Consider the following 15250-nt stretch of genomic DNA (forward strand, 5'->3'; position numbering starts at 1 on the left):
TAGTTACAAAGTAACTAAAATAAATTTCTATATCCTAAGTTTGCTCTGTAAATAATAAAAAATTAGTCATGAACTTTAAAGGTAAAAATGTAGTTATAACCGGGGGTAGCACCGGAATTGGCTTAGCGAGCGCAAAAGCATTTATCAACGCAGGGGCAAACGTTTGGATTACCGGCAGAAGTGCCGGAAACATGCAAAAAGCGGCCGCAGAGATCAACAGCCCAAATTTGCAAACCGTAGTATCGGACACTTCAAAACTGGCAGAAATTTCGATTCTTGAAAAGGCAGTTACAGCAAGCGGAAACAAATTAGACGTACTTTTCCTTAACGCAGGAATAGCTGTTTTTGCCCCAATTGAACAGGCAACAGAGGCAGATTTTGACGCCCAATTTAACACCAATGTGAAAGGCCTCTTTTTCACACTGCAAAAGTTAATTCCACACCTGGCCAATGGGGCATCTGTAATATTCACATCCTCAACAGTGGCAACAGCTTCAAATTTAGGCACCAGCGTGTATTCTGCCACCAAGGGGGCGTTAAACAAAATTGCCCAGATTGCCGCAAACGAATTGGCCGACAGAAAGATCCGCGTAAATATTATTAGCCCGGGGCCAGTTCAAACACCGGGATTGGAGTATGCTGTACCTCCTGAAGCAAAGGCATATTTAGCTGCAGCCACGGCGCTGCAAAGATTGGGCAACGCCGATGAAATTGCAAAGGCTGTGTTGTTCCTCGCCTCTGACAATGCAAGCTTTATTACAGGAACAGAGTTATTAGCCGATGGCGGCTACATCAATTATGCTATGAAATAATAAACGGGGCTGTTCTTTGATTACTAAAAAAGCCGCATTCACCCAGGCATAGCCAATTAGTTAACTGATTAAAAAAAAGCCCGGTCGATGTTGAAATTTCGTTCAACTTTGACCGGGCTTTAATTATTCCGTTACTTTATTAAGCTTGTGGCCCGTGCCCATTTTCGGGTTTGTAATTTTTTTCCATCTCGGCAAGCTTCTCTTTACCGTAAGCAAATTTGGTGATCAGGTAATACAAAACCGGCACTATAAATATAGCCAGCGATGTAGCGGTTAACATCCCTCCAAATACTGTCCAGCCAATTGTTTTCCTGGCTTCGGCACCTGCGCCGGATGATATCATCAGCGGCACAACGCCTAATATGAAGGCCATTGAAGTCATGATAATTGGCCGCAGCCTTAGCCTTACCGCCTCAAGTGTGGCTTTTTCAAGGTTCATCCCTCTGTCTACCCGCTCTTTGGCAAACTCAACAATCAGGATGGCGTTTTTGGCCGCCAATCCTATCAACGTTATCAAACCAATCTGGGCGTAAACGTTATTAGTAAGGTCGGGCCAGAAACTAAGGAAAAGGATAGCCCCAAACGCGCCTAATGGCACCGATAGCAATACCGAGAATGGCACCGACCAGCTTTCATACAAGGCAGCAAGAAACAGGAACACAAAGCCAATTGAGAGGGCAAATATGTAAACCGTTTTTGATCCCGATAATAATTCCTCGCGGCTCAGGCCCGAAAATTCGTACCCAAAACCTTGTGGCAATGATTTGGCCGCGACTTCTTTTAAAGCTGTGATAGCGTCGCCGCTACTGTAACCCGGTTTGGTGCTGCCATTGATCTCGGCCGAGCGGAACAGGTTATAATGCGCAATTAACGGCGAATTTTCGATAACCTTATAGGATGTAAGTGTACTTAAGGGCACCATGGTACCAAACTGGTTACGCACGAAGTACTGCCCGATATTGCTTACGTTGCTCCTGAACGCGGTATCTGCCTGCGCAAGCACCCTGAAGTTTCGCCCGTAAATGGTAAAATCATTAATGTATGTACTACCCAGGTAGGTTTGCAGGGCGCTGTTAACATCAGATATGGACACGCCTAATTTTTTCGCCTTTTCCCTGTCGATGGTTAGTTGATAGGCGGGTGTACTTGCAGTAAAAAAGGAGAATGCCCTTGCAATTTCCTGCCGCTTGTTTAATTCGGCAATAAATATGCGCAACGTTTTTTCAAATACCTTGATATCCCCGCCTGCCTGTTTTTCTTCCAGGATAAACGAGAAACCACCGGTGCTACCCAAACCCGGTATAGCAGGCGGCTGAATAACCACTACGTTGGCCTCCTTAAACCGGGCCAGCTTTTGGTTTAGTTTGGCAACCAATGCCGTTATCTGATGCTCTTTTTCTTTACGTTCGTCCCAGGGCTTAAGCTGAACAAACATGGTGGCGCTATTGGCCTTACTGGCAAAGCTGATAACATTTAAACCGCCCAATGCAGCATAATGCGCAATTTCGGGGATGCTATCCAGCGTTTTCATCATCTGGTGCAATACATCAACTGTTCGTACTGTTGATGAAGCTTCGGGCAAGTCATAGGTGATATAAACACGTCCGTCATCCTCCAGCGGAATAAAGCCCGATGGTTTATTGTGAAATAGCAGTACCGTGCCGACAATAATACATACCAGTATAATAATAACGAATTTGGAGTTCTTTATTCCCTTATCAACCGTATTGCGGTACTTGCCGGTTACGCGGGTAAACCATTCATTAAATACAAAGAAGAATTTATTAAGCCCCTTTGATTTGTTATCTATTTTATGCGGGCGAAGTAACAACGTACACAACGCAGGCGTTAACGAAAGTGCCACAAAAGCCGATATCAGTACAGATATAGCAATGGTGATGGCAAATTGCTGGTAAAGCCGCCCCACAATTCCTGGTACAAAACCTACCGGTACAAACACCGCTGCCAATATTAAAGCGATGGCAATTACCGGAGCCGATATATCGGCCATAGCGTGTTTGGTAGCCTCTGTTGGTGTCATGCCTTCCTCATCCATATAATGCTGCACGGCCTCAACCACCACAATGGCATCATCAACCACAATACCAATAGCCAGCACAAAACCAAACAAGGTTAGGGTATTGATAGTAAAGTGCAAGGGTATAAAGAAAATGAAAGTACCAATAATAGATACAGGTATAGCCAAAACAGGAATTAATGTAGAGCGCCAGTTTTGCAGGAATAAAAATACTACCACAATAACCAGCCCCAAAGCAATAAGCAAGGTATCAACCACTTCGCTTACCGATACCTTTACCACGGTAACCGCTTCAAAAGGCACTACATAATCAATATCGGCCGGAAAGCTTTTTTTAAGCTCGTTCATGGTGGCATACACATTCTCGGCAGTTTCGAGCGAGTTGCTGTTTGGCGCCTGGTAAACCAGCAGGTATGATGCCCTTTTGCCATCAACAAATGAATTACCCGAGTAGTTAAACTTGCCCAGTTCAATACGTGCTACATCCTTTAAATGTACAATGGCACCGGTACTGGGTACTGTTTTAATTATTACATTCCCAAACTCCTCGGGCTTGCTTAAACGCCCCTTAACCAGTACCGAATATTCAAACGTTTGCGATTTTTGTTGCGGCGTGGCGCCAACGGTGCCGGGGGCTACCTGCGCGTTTTGTTCGGCCAAAGCAGCGGTAACATCGGCAGCGCTCATACCTAATGAAGCCAGCTTAGCAGGATTGAGCCAGATACGCATACTAAAATCATCTGCACGGCTAACAACATCACCCACGCCTTTGGTACGCAGTATAGCGTCTTTTATAAAAACGTTGGCATAGTTATCGGTAAAAGTAACATCGTGGCTTCCCTTTGGCGAAAACATGGCCACCAGCATTAATATACTGGGGTTACGTTTACGTACCACAAGGCCCAGGCGCTGCACCTCCTGCGGTAAAGTAGGCGATGCAATACCCACACGGTTTTGCACATCAAGCGCGGCTATATTAATATCGGTACCTACATCAAAGTTAACGGTCATGCTCATCTGGCCGTTGCTGCTGCTGTTACTTTGCAGGTAGGTCATCCCGGGCACACCGTTTACCTGCACCTCTACAGGGGTTGCAACCGTTTGCTCAACGGTTAACGCATCGGCCCCGGTATAAGTGCCTGTAACCGAAACCGTGGGCGGGGTTATATCAGGATATTGCCCGATAGGCAGGCTGCTCATTGACAGTAAACCAACAATAACAATCACCAGAGAGATCACTATCGCGGTAACCGGTCGTTTTATAAAAGTATCTGCAATCATTCTTTTTATAATTAAGTTTTGCAGGGGTTATCCTGCCAATCGCTTAAATTTTTCTTTATCTGTCAACGCTATTTTTTTGGTGCTGCACCTGCCGGAGGGCCACCTGCGCCAAGTGTAATCCTGCCGCCATCGCGCAAACGCTGGAAACCATCGGTTACCACTTTATCGCCGGCTTTAATGCCACCCATCACTACTATGCTGGTATTTACACGCGGGCCAAGCTTTACTTTTACTTGTTTGGCAATAGTATCTCGCCTGTCTTTTATCGTTTTATCGTCTGCGGTATCTTTAACTGTGGTGTCCCTGGTTACAAAAACGAAGAACTCGCCCATTTGCTCGGTCACGGCTTTATTAGGTATCTGCACCCTGTTGCCCGATTGGCTGTTAAGCACCTGTAAAACACAGCTCATACCATCCTTCAATACATCATCCTCATTAGGGAATTGAATCCTTACTTTAATACTGCCGGTACCACTGCTCACTCCCCTGTCAATAGCTAAAACTTTACCTGTTTTATTATAGGTTTTACCATCGGGCAATTGCAATTTAAAAGTGGTATCGCTGCTTGATTTCTGCAGGCCATAAAAACGGTTAATATCCTGCTCGTTAATTACCACATCCACACCAATAGGGTGCTCGGCCGATATGGTGTTCATCAACGTGGTACCAACGGCCACCTGCGTTCCCAGCCTTACCTGCGATATCCCGATACGGCCGGTAAAAGGCGCCCGGATGGTAGCGTAAGAAAGATCGGTGGCTGCCGATGCCAAACCTGCTTTGGCCACCGCTACCGAGCTTTTGCCGGTTTCATAAGCGGCTACAGCCTGATCTACCGTTTGGCGCGCAATGGCGTCGTTTTTTAACAGCATATTGTAGCGGTCAACATCTTTTTGGGCTTTGGTGAGGTTGGCCTGTGCGCTTAATACATTGGCAGCCGCCTGCTGATAAGCCGCTTGATATTTGCGCTTGTCAATTTCGTAAAGCACTTTGCCCTTTTCAACAACGTCGCCTTCCTTAAAAAATATCCCGGTTACAAAACCCGGCACCTGGCTACGCAACTCAACAGTATTAATAGATATAACCGTTCCCTGGTAACTATCATAATAGGTGGCGTTGCCATTTTTTGCTTCGGCAATTGAAACCGGAGTTGGTGGCGGGGCGGCCGCGCCTTTCTTATCCTGTTTACCGCATGATGCCCATGCCAACAATGCCGCCGGGGCTAACCAAAATATATATCTGTTCTTCATTATAGTGATTTGTTCGTTTGAGTATCTTCTTAAAAAAGCCTGCTGAAAGCTATCTTACTATTGTACAGGTAATGTCCCCAACGCCTTTTGCAGGTCAATTTTGCTGGCCAGCAGCTGGAACAGGGCGTTATAATAATTTAATTCGGCTGTACGCAGGTCTGATTGTGCTACAATAACATCAAGGTAGGTTTTAACGCCTTCGCGGTATTGCAGGCTTACTATTTTATATACATCTTTTGCAAGGTCAACATTTTCACGTACCAGTTTATAGCTGGTGTAATTGCTTTTGTAACCGGCAAGCGCCTGTACATACTCGGTGTTAAGGCTGTTTTTGGTATTTGCAATATCCAGGTCGGTACGTTCAACCTGCAAGCGTGCCTTGCTTAAATTTTGAAGGCGTTTGCCGCCCTGAAAAATGGGGAGGCTTAATGTTAAACCCACATAGCCCGTAGGAAAGGCATTGCTATACAGCGGGCTAAAATTGTGGTTAAAGTATGCATAATTATAACTGCCCACTGCCGATAACGAAGGCAAAAAGCCATAATGGTAATAATCGACATTTAAATTCTTCAGCGCTTTACTCGCTTGCAGCAGCCGGTACTCAATCCGGTTATTTACATCAAGCACCTGGTTGGTATCAATGGCAACCTCCTGCTCATAGCGGGACGAATCATAAGCAAGCGTAATGGTACCCGGGCCGCCTACCCCCATAATTTGCTTTAAATAAGCGGATTTGCTTTTGATAGATTCTTCTGTCGCTTTACGCGTAGCGATAGAATTATTAAGGGCGATAGTTGCCTGTTTAAAATCTGTTTTATCAGATACGCCTGCCTGGTACCGGTTGGTGGCATCCTTCAGGCTCCGTTGTAAGCGGGCAATATCCTCGTTGGTAATATCCAGCTGCTTTTGCGATAACAGCACATCAAAAAAAGCTTTGCTTACATCTGATACAACATTTATCTGGCTGCTTAACGTGTTATCCTTATAATACTCCCGCGAATATTTTGAGGCTTTTGAAGCCAGCAACACATCGTTATTATAAAGAACCTGCGAAGCCGTGACACCAAGTGTTGACAGGTTACGAATGCTGCCTGCGTTTGATGGAATATTGGCCCCCGATGCGCCCGCCTGCGGCTGTCCTTTAAAATAATAATTATAAAGGCCCGATGAATTTACCTGGGGCAGCCATGCCGATAAGCCAATTCTTATATCACGCTCATTTATCTGCTCGTCAATGGAGGCCTGCCTTACAGCCGGCTGGTTGCGCAGCGCGTAGTCAACAGCCTGCTTAAGCGTAACTGGCCCGGTAATTGTATCAACACCTGTTTGTGCGAAAACCGGCGAATGTAAAATTAATGTTAAATTGACTATCGTTAAGAAGGATAAGTACTTTAGTTTTTTCATACGGAAGATATGGATGCCAATGGTCGCTAAACCAAACTACAAATACGGCGGCATTATAGTTTTAGTCAAATTGCATAGGGGATATGCGAATATGTGGTTAATATTAGCAAATTCGCACCAACCACAAAAATTTTACGTAAACTTTATAAAAATGCGATAAAAAACGGGTTTTGGCCGTTTTTACAAAAAAATGAAAATAAGGGATAGCAAATAAATAAAAAAATTAATTAATTTGCCATGTGGTTTAATGTGGCTTTGGCAGAACTTATGTGTTCTGTAGCCTTATTTAAAAAAAATTACACTTACCGTATAAGTTATACACTTATTCATGGTATTTTTACGCAAAATTAAAGCAGAGTTAATACATGGTTAAAAAACTACATGGGAAGATCGCCGAGTTCCAGGTTGCAAATATGCTCCGGGAGAAGGGATTGTATCCTTATTTCAGGCCTATTGAGTCTGCTCAGGACACTGAAGTATTAATTGACAACAAAAGGGTGTTAATGTTTGGTTCTAACTCATATTTAGGCCTTACCAATCACCCCAAAATTAAAGAAGCTTCAAAAAAAGCGATTGATAAATATGGCACAGGCTGTGCCGGATCGCGTTTTTTAAATGGTACACTGGATATTCATATTGAGTTAGAAAACAGGCTTGCCACTTTAGTTGGCAAAGAAGCCGCTGTTTTATTCAGCACAGGCTACCAGGTAAACCTTGGCGTACTATCCTGCATTACGGGCCGTAATGATTACATTATTTTAGACGAGTACGATCATGCCTGCATCATTGACGGCAGCCGCCTTTCGTTTTCAAAAGTGTTAAAATACGCCCACAACGACATGAACGACCTGCAGCGCAAACTGGCATTATTGCCCGAAGAAGCTGTGAAGGTTATTGCTGTTGATGGTATTTTCAGCATGGAAGGTGATATTGTTAAGCTACCAGAAATAGTTCAGCTTGCCGACCAATATGGTGCAAACATCATGGTTGATGATGCGCATAGCCTTGGAGTTATCGGTCATAATGGAGCAGGTACTGCATCGCACTTTGGCCTCACTAAGGATGTTGACCTTATTATGGGAACCTTTAGTAAGTCATTAGCTTCGTTGGGGGGGTTCATAGCTGCCGATAAGGACACTGTTGACTTTATTAAACACCGCGGCCGTTCGTTGATGTTTAGCGCGAGTATGACACCAGGATCTGTTGGCAGCGTAATTGCGGCCCTGGATATCATGGAATCGGAACCCGAAAGAATTCAGAAACTTTGGGATAATACCAATTACGCCATGAAACTTTTGCTTGACGAAGGTTTTGACCTTGGCCCTACCGAAAGCCCGATATTGCCTATTTATGTACGCGATAACGAGAAAACTTTCCTGGTAACCAAACAACTGCAGGCGGCCGGCATATTTGTTAACCCTGTTGTTTCGCCGGCTGTACCTTCAGATTCATCGTTGCTGCGTTTCTCATTAATGGCTACCCATACATTTGAGCAAATTGAGGAAGCTGTTGAAAAACTGACTAAAATTTTTAAAGACGTAGGCGTTACTTCTGTTAAAGAAAAAATATAATTTTATAAAGTGTCCGTGTGCATATTTGGCTGCTGTTTTAATAAAGCAACCGTATACACACGGACTTTTACGTTCATATAGCCTTAGGGCAACCAATTAGTGCAAACCACTCATGATAAAAATTGTAACAGTTAGTTCCAAAAAGGAACTGGCTTCATTTATTGATTTTCCGCATGATTTGTATGAGGACGACCCAAACTATGTACCCGAACTGTTTATCGCCCAGCGCGACCTGCTAACTATTCACCCTTTTCATAAGCATAACAAGATACAGCCATTTTTAGCCTATGACGGCGATAAAATTGTAGGCCGTATCGCAGCCATCCTGAACAATGCCCATAACGAATACAATCATAAAAACGATGGTTTTTTTGGTTTTTTTGATTGTATAAACAGCACCGAAGTTTCAACCCTGCTATTTGATGTAGTTACAGGCTGGCTTAAAAACAAAGGCGTAACAGGCCAGCTTTTAGGCCCGGTAAACTTTAGCACCAATGAACCCTGCGGATTATTGATTAAGGGATTTGACAGCCCGGCGTTTTTAATGAACACCTACAATAAGCCTTACTACGCCAACCTTGTAGAAAGCTACGGCCTTAGCAAAGATGTTGACCTGATTGCCTGGCACTGGGATGGGCAGGAGTATGATGATAAATCGGTAAGATTATTAAACTCGTTAGAGGAGCGCTTAAAACGGAGTAATATCGTTATCCGCAAAGTAAATTTAAAAAATTTCAAAGAGGAAGCCGCTAAGCTTCGCGAAGTATACAATTCGGCCTGGGATAGCAACACCGGCTTTGTGCCATTAACCAACGAGGAATTTGATTACCTGGCCAAAGACCTTAAGCTGATCCTTGACCCTGACTTTGCCTTGCTTGCCGAGCAAAACGGCAAAATAGTGGCGTTTGGTTTGGCCCTACCAAATTATAACGAAATTTTTCAGAAAATAAAACGTGGCCGTTTATTGCCGACCGGTATTTTCAAATTGCTGTTTGGCAAAAAAAACATACAAAGCATCCGCATTTATGCGTTAGGTGTAATAGACGGTTATCGCAAAATGGGTATCGAAGCCTGTTTATATGGCACTATTATAAGAGAGTACAAGGCCAAAGGCTTTAAACATGCCGAAGCCGGCTGGACTTTAGAGCACAATGACATGGTAAACCGCGCGATTGAAGCCATTAAAGGCGATCCGTACAAAACATACAGGTTATACAAAAAGGCGATATGAGGGAAAGGGTTTTAATAACCGGGGCGAGCGGTTTTGCGGGGTTTCATATTATCGAAGAGGCGTTACACAATAATTTTGAGGTATATGCCGCCGTGCGTAAAAGCAGCAAAACAGACCACCTGAAAAATCTCGATATCAAGTTTGTCAACCTTAACTACCGCGACCTTACTGGGCTAAAGCAACAGCTTGCAGATATTAAGCCCGATTATATCATCCATGCGGCCGGTGTTACTGCAGCCAAATCACAGGCGGCTTATAACTATATTAATGCCACCCATACTTTTAACCTCGCTTCTGCTGCTGTACAAGCAGGCATTAACCTTAAAAAGTTTGTGCTCATCAGCAGCCTGGCAGCGCTTGGGCCGCTTAAAACGTTGGTTGGCGCTATCAGCGAAACTACCAAACCAAAACCGGTTACGGCTTACGGCCGGAGCAAACTGCTGGCCGAAGAACAACTAAAAACCATAAACGGCTTAAGCTACACCATTTTACGCCCCACCGCCATTTACGGCCCAAGGGACACCGGTATTTTTATTTTTTTTAAGCAGCTTACCCGTGGCCTTGAGCCTTACATGGGCAAAGCCGAACAAAAGCTAACCTTTATATATGTAAAGGACGTGGCCAAAGCTTCCATAAAATCACTATACGACGGGAGTAATACAGATTATAACCTTAGCGATGGCAATTTTTACAGTAAATATGAGTTAGCTAACTTAGCCAAGGAAGCTTTGAGCTTAAAAACCTTTAAATTTCATTTACCTGTAATATTTGTAAAAACAATAGCCTTTGTATCAGAAAAAGTGAGTTCTTTGAGCAATAAAGCCGCCATCATTAACATGGAGAAGCTAAACGAGCTCATGGCCGTAAATTGGTCGGTTGATATCGAGAGAGCAAAATCGCAGCTGGGGTTTTATCCAACGTATAATTTGCAAACCGGGCTAATTGAAACACTAAAGTGGTATAGGGCCAACGACTGGTTGTAACAACCAGCCCCAAAAACATGAATACATAGCGCATTAAAATTGATAAAAATACAAATTACGCCAATTTACTTAAACGTTTAAGTAAATTGATAACCAAGAACTTAACAATAAACAGAAGCACAAAAAACAACAGAAGGTAAAACAGGCAACTATCAAATAAACCGCCTTTTTGCCCAACAATTAAACAATAAATAAGTATAATGAAAATCAAAATTTCTCCTGCCGAAGGTAAACTGGGTATCCTTATCCCTGGTTTGGGCGCAGTAGCCACCACGTTGATTGCCGGCGTTGAAGCTGTAAAAAAAGGCATCTCGCAACCAATCGGCTCCCTTACACAAATGGGGCACATCCGTTTAGGCAAACGCACCGAAAACCGCAACCCTAAAATTAATGAGTTTGTACCGCTTGCCCAATTAAACGACATCGTTTTTGGCGGATGGGATGTGTACGAAGATAATGTTTACCAGGCTGCATCAAACGCAAAGGTATTAGAATCATCGTTATTAGATGCCGTAAAACCGGCACTGGAAGCCATTGTGCCCATGAAGGCCGCTTTCGACCAAAACTATGCTAAAAACCTCACAGGTACCCACGTTAAAACCGGCACACGTTATGAGCTGGCGCAGCAGGTAATGGAGGATATTAAAAACTTTAAAGAGCAAAACGGTTTAGATCGGGTTGTATTGGTATGGTGCGGATCAACAGAGATCTACTACGAAGCATCGGCCATCCACCAATCGCTTGCAGCTTTTGAACAGGCTTTAAAAGTCGATGATAAGCTGATAGCGCCAAGTATGATTTATGCTTACGCGGCTTTAAAATTAGGCGTACCTTTCTCAAATGGCGCCCCTAACTTAACTGTTGATATCCCCGCTTTAATCGAGTTATCAAAATTAACCAAAACCCCTATCGCAGGTAAAGATTTTAAAACCGGCCAAACTTTAATGAAAACAGTTTTGGCTCCGGGCCTTGCTGCACGTTCGTTAGGTGTACACGGCTGGTTCTCTACCAACATACTGGGTAACCGCGATGGTTTGGTATTGGACGATCCCGATAACTTTAAAACTAAAGAAGTATCAAAATTAGGCGTACTGGAGGATATTTTTAAACCAGAAGATAACCAGGAGCTGTACGGCAACATCTACCACAAAATCCGCATCAACTACTATCCCCCGCATGGCGATAATAAAGAAAGCTGGGACAACATTGATATTTTTGGCTGGCTGGGCTATAAAATGCAGATCAAAATTAACTTCCTTTGCCGCGACTCGATCCTTGCCGCCCCTATCGCGCTCGACCTTGCCCTATTTAGCGATATGGCCAAACGTGCCGGCATGAGTGGTATCCAGGAATGGTTGTCGTTTTACCTTAAATCGCCGCAAACTGCTGCCGGTTTACATCCCGAGAATGATATATTTAAACAATTGATCAAGTTAGAGAACACACTTCGTTATTTAATGGGCGAAGATTTGATAACTCACCTTGGTTTAGATTATTATGATGACATGTTTGCCCAGGAAGCATAATAATTTGTGATAAAAACATGAAACAGCCGTATAAAGTTTGATCTTTATGCGGCTGCTTTATTTATGCGCGATACTTAGACCTATTTGTGCTGCTTTGCTTGTTAATAATTGTTAAATACTTATTGCGGCGGCACATTCGCCCTGCAATTTTCTGTATCCTTGTGTAACAAAAGTTTTTTATTTCAGTCTGTGATTCTGCATATTACGTAATTTAGAATAGGTTTGTTAACGGCAACATGCCTCATATTTATTATTGCCCTTATTTAGTTATAAGTATAATATCGGGGTAATTTATTTTGATGATTGCCGTTGTAGTACCATAGGGAATATTTGACTTTTTGACCACATTAGTCTGTAGGGATTTTTTTTACCTTTGGAACGCAGTTACAAGCGTGTTATAAAGGTTACAAAAGGGTTATTAAACCTATTTAAAGTGGGTTTACAGGCAAACGGGTTGGATAAGGGCGAATGATTGATAAGCTTGGTAATTTAAACTGGTAATTAATATTACCGGTAACCAAAAGGTTAGTTAAATACGGGGGTTGGATTTATATTTATCAATCAAAAAGGTTTGTATTTGCATAATTGCATAAAGTACATGAAGTTTAAAAAAATTTACAAAAGTCTATTCTTTTCAATATTCTTTTTTTCTGTAACATCAATATTTGCCCAAACCACCATTATTACGGGTAGGGTTACTGATGCGGGCAACAAACAAACCCTTCCTTATGTAGTAGTTAGCTTTACCGGAACCACAACCGGGGTTGCTACTGATAATAACGGAAATTATCGCCTGTCAACAACCAATCAAACTTACAAGCAAATAAAAATATCGTTTTTAGGATACAAGGACGCATTTTTGGCCGTGGTACCGGGTAAAGAGCAGGTTATTAATGTAAAGCTTTTCCCTGCGGCGCAACAACTGGCCCAGGTTACTATTAAAGCCGGTAAAAAGCCTAAATACCGTAATAAGGATAATCCGGCGGTTGAGCTGATTCGTAAGGTTATTGAAAATAAAGAAAAAAACCGCCCCGAAGCTTATGATTATGTAGAGTACCGGGAATATGATAAAATGATGTTTGGCGCCGCCAACGTTTCGGCCCAATTCTCTGACCGTAAATTTTTCAGGAAATACAAATTTATATTGGATAACCGCGATAGTACATCTATTCCGGGCAAATCTATATTACCTATTTTCCTTAATGAAAAACTTGTCCAAAACTTTTACCGCAAAAACCCCGAGAAAAACAGGGAAATTGTTATTGGCGAAAAAAATGTGAATTTTGGCCCGGCTGTTGATAACGCCGGCTTAGCACAGTATTTTAAGCATCTTTACACCAAGGTTAATATATACGATAACAATGTTTTACTGATAACCAGCCAGTTTTTAAGCCCGATATCAGATAACTCGCCCAATTATTACAAGTTTTTTATTACCGATACTATTACCGATAACAAAGGCCAAAAACTGGTACAATTAAGTTTTACGCCGCGCAACAGTAATGATGTTTTGTTTGAAGGGAGCATCTATATTACGCTGGATGGCAATTATGCGGTTCAAAAAGCATCGCTATTGGTAAACAAACATATCAATATCAACTTTATCAGGTCTATCCAGGTCGACCTGGATTTTGAACAAAATCCTGATAACAGGTACCACCTCAGCAAAAGCGTTACCATAGCCGATTTTGGGGCATCGAAAAAAGATGCAAAAAGCAGTTTGTTTGGTATGCGTACCATTACTTATGGTAATTACATAGTAAACAAGCCAAGGCCGGATACTGCCTATACCAAACAATCGGAAGAGTCATCAGATGAGGCCCGTAACCGCAGTGATGCATTCTGGCAAAAAAACCGCCTGGATACCTTAACTACGGCCGAATCAAAAGTTTATAAAAACATTGATAGCTTAAAAGATATGCCATCGTTTAAACGCACGGTAGATATTGCAACCATATTGCTTGCCGGCTATAAAGGATTTGATAAATTTGAGATTGGCCCTGCCAACACTTTTTACAGCTTTAACCCGGTTGAAGGTTTTAAATTACGGTTTGGCGGCCGTACCACTCCTAACCTCAGCAGGCGCTATTATTTTGAAACCTATGCCGCCTATGGCTTTAAGGACGAACGATGGAAGTACTTCCTGAGCGCTACTTATTCGCTTAATAATAAATCCATCTATAAATTCCCGCAAAATTATTTAAGGGCAAGCTTCCAGCGCGATACAAAAATACCGGGGGCCAACCTTCAGTTTGTTCAGGAGGATAACTTCCTGCTATCATTTAAACGTGGTGTAAACGATAAGTATCTGTACAACAATAACTACAGAATTGATTACGTACACGAGTTCGACAGCCATTTTTCATACAGCGCCGGTTTTAATAACTGGAAACAAGAGCCGGCAGGGTCATTATACTTCAGGCCGGTAAATGACCTTACCCACCCTGTACATGATTTAACCACAACCGAAATAACCGCAGGCTTAAGGTATGCGCCCAATGAAGAATTTTACCAGGGTAAAATTTACCGTACGCCGCTGCCAAACAAATACCCTATTTTCCAGGTACAATTTACCGCCGGCTTAAAAAACGTTTTTGGCGGCGAATATAATTACCAAAAGGTAGATGCACGTATTGACAAACGGGTTTACGAATCGCAATTAGGCTATGCCGATGTGGCCGTATATGGCGGTAAAGTGTTTGGCACAGTGCCATATCCGCTGTTATCAATTCCGCGTGCCAACCAAACTTATGCTTATGATATTGACTCATATAACCTGATGAACTTTTTGGAGTTTGTATATGACCATTATGAAGGTATCCGGATCGATCAGCATTTTATGGGTTTCTTCTTTAACAAAGTACCGCTATTTAAAAAATTAAAATGGCGCGAAACAGCTTCCTTTAAAGTACTATGGGGCGGATTGAGCGATGGCAATAATCCATCGATCCACCCATCATTGTACCAGCTACCGGTTGATGCCAATGGAGTGCCGCTTACTTATTCATTAGGCCGCACGCCTTATGTTGAAGGAAGCGTTGGTATCGAAAACATATTTAAGCTAATTCGTGTTGATTTTGTGCAAAGGTTTAATTATCTTGATCATCCGAATGTAGCAAATTGGGGTATACGCACCAGAATTAAATTTGATTTTTAA

General features: G+C 42.7%; 9 protein-coding genes. 6 read left to right on the forward strand and 3 right to left on the reverse strand.

The window, feature by feature from the left end; all coding sequences use genetic code 11:
* Window positions 1–68: 68 nt before the first annotated feature.
* Window positions 69–812 carry an SDR family oxidoreductase gene (locus AC1DXF_RS11595; RefSeq protein WP_477448691.1) on the forward strand — a complete coding sequence of 248 codons (744 nt, stop codon included), beginning with the start codon at window positions 69–71 and terminating at the stop codon, window positions 810–812.
* 139 nt (window positions 813–951) lie between these two features.
* On the opposite strand, the gene AC1DXF_RS11600 is transcribed toward AC1DXF_RS11595, so the two are convergent.
* The 3 genes from AC1DXF_RS11600 to AC1DXF_RS11610 all read right to left on the reverse strand — a co-directional run bounded on the left by AC1DXF_RS11600 (window position 952) and on the right by AC1DXF_RS11610 (window position 6782).
* Complete coding sequence (locus tag AC1DXF_RS11600; protein ID WP_477448693.1) at window positions 952–4131, reverse strand: efflux RND transporter permease subunit; 3180 nt, start codon at window positions 4129–4131, stop codon at window positions 952–954.
* A gap of 68 nt (window positions 4132–4199) precedes the next feature.
* A complete protein-coding gene (locus AC1DXF_RS11605; RefSeq protein ID WP_477448695.1) occupies window positions 4200–5378 on the reverse strand; it encodes an efflux RND transporter periplasmic adaptor subunit in 1179 nt (392 codons plus the stop codon).
* Window positions 5379–5435: 57 nt separating this feature from the next.
* Window positions 5436–6782, reverse strand: a complete 1347-nt coding sequence (locus AC1DXF_RS11610; RefSeq protein WP_477448697.1) for a TolC family protein — start codon at window positions 6780–6782, stop codon at window positions 5436–5438.
* Window positions 6783–7147: 365 nt separating this feature from the next.
* On the opposite strand from AC1DXF_RS11610, the gene spt reads away from it, so the two are divergent.
* The 5 genes from spt (at window position 7148) to AC1DXF_RS11635 (ending at window position 15250) form a co-directional block, all read left to right on the forward strand.
* On the forward strand, window positions 7148–8353 hold the full coding sequence (spt, locus tag AC1DXF_RS11615; RefSeq protein WP_477448699.1) for a serine palmitoyltransferase: 1206 nt from the start codon (window positions 7148–7150) through the stop codon (window positions 8351–8353).
* 112 nt (window positions 8354–8465) lie between these two features.
* On the forward strand, window positions 8466–9584 hold the full coding sequence (locus AC1DXF_RS11620) for a hypothetical protein (protein WP_477448701.1): 1119 nt from the start codon (window positions 8466–8468) through the stop codon (window positions 9582–9584).
* Window positions 9581–10567: an NAD-dependent epimerase/dehydratase family protein gene (locus AC1DXF_RS11625; protein ID WP_477448702.1), complete on the forward strand. Its 987-nt coding sequence runs from the start codon at window positions 9581–9583 to the stop codon at window positions 10565–10567. The genes AC1DXF_RS11620 and AC1DXF_RS11625 overlap by 4 nt, the downstream gene beginning before the upstream one ends.
* Window positions 10568–10767: 200 nt before the next feature.
* Window positions 10768–12093 (forward strand): inositol-3-phosphate synthase, encoded by a 1326-nt coding sequence (locus AC1DXF_RS11630; protein ID WP_477448704.1) that lies wholly within the window; start codon window positions 10768–10770, stop codon window positions 12091–12093.
* A gap of 598 nt (window positions 12094–12691) precedes the next feature.
* Window positions 12692–15250 (forward strand): DUF5686 and carboxypeptidase-like regulatory domain-containing protein, encoded by a 2559-nt coding sequence (locus tag AC1DXF_RS11635; protein WP_477448706.1) that lies wholly within the window; start codon window positions 12692–12694, stop codon window positions 15248–15250.

It is taken from the genome of Mucilaginibacter sp. P2_A5 (genome assembly GCF_056404995.1).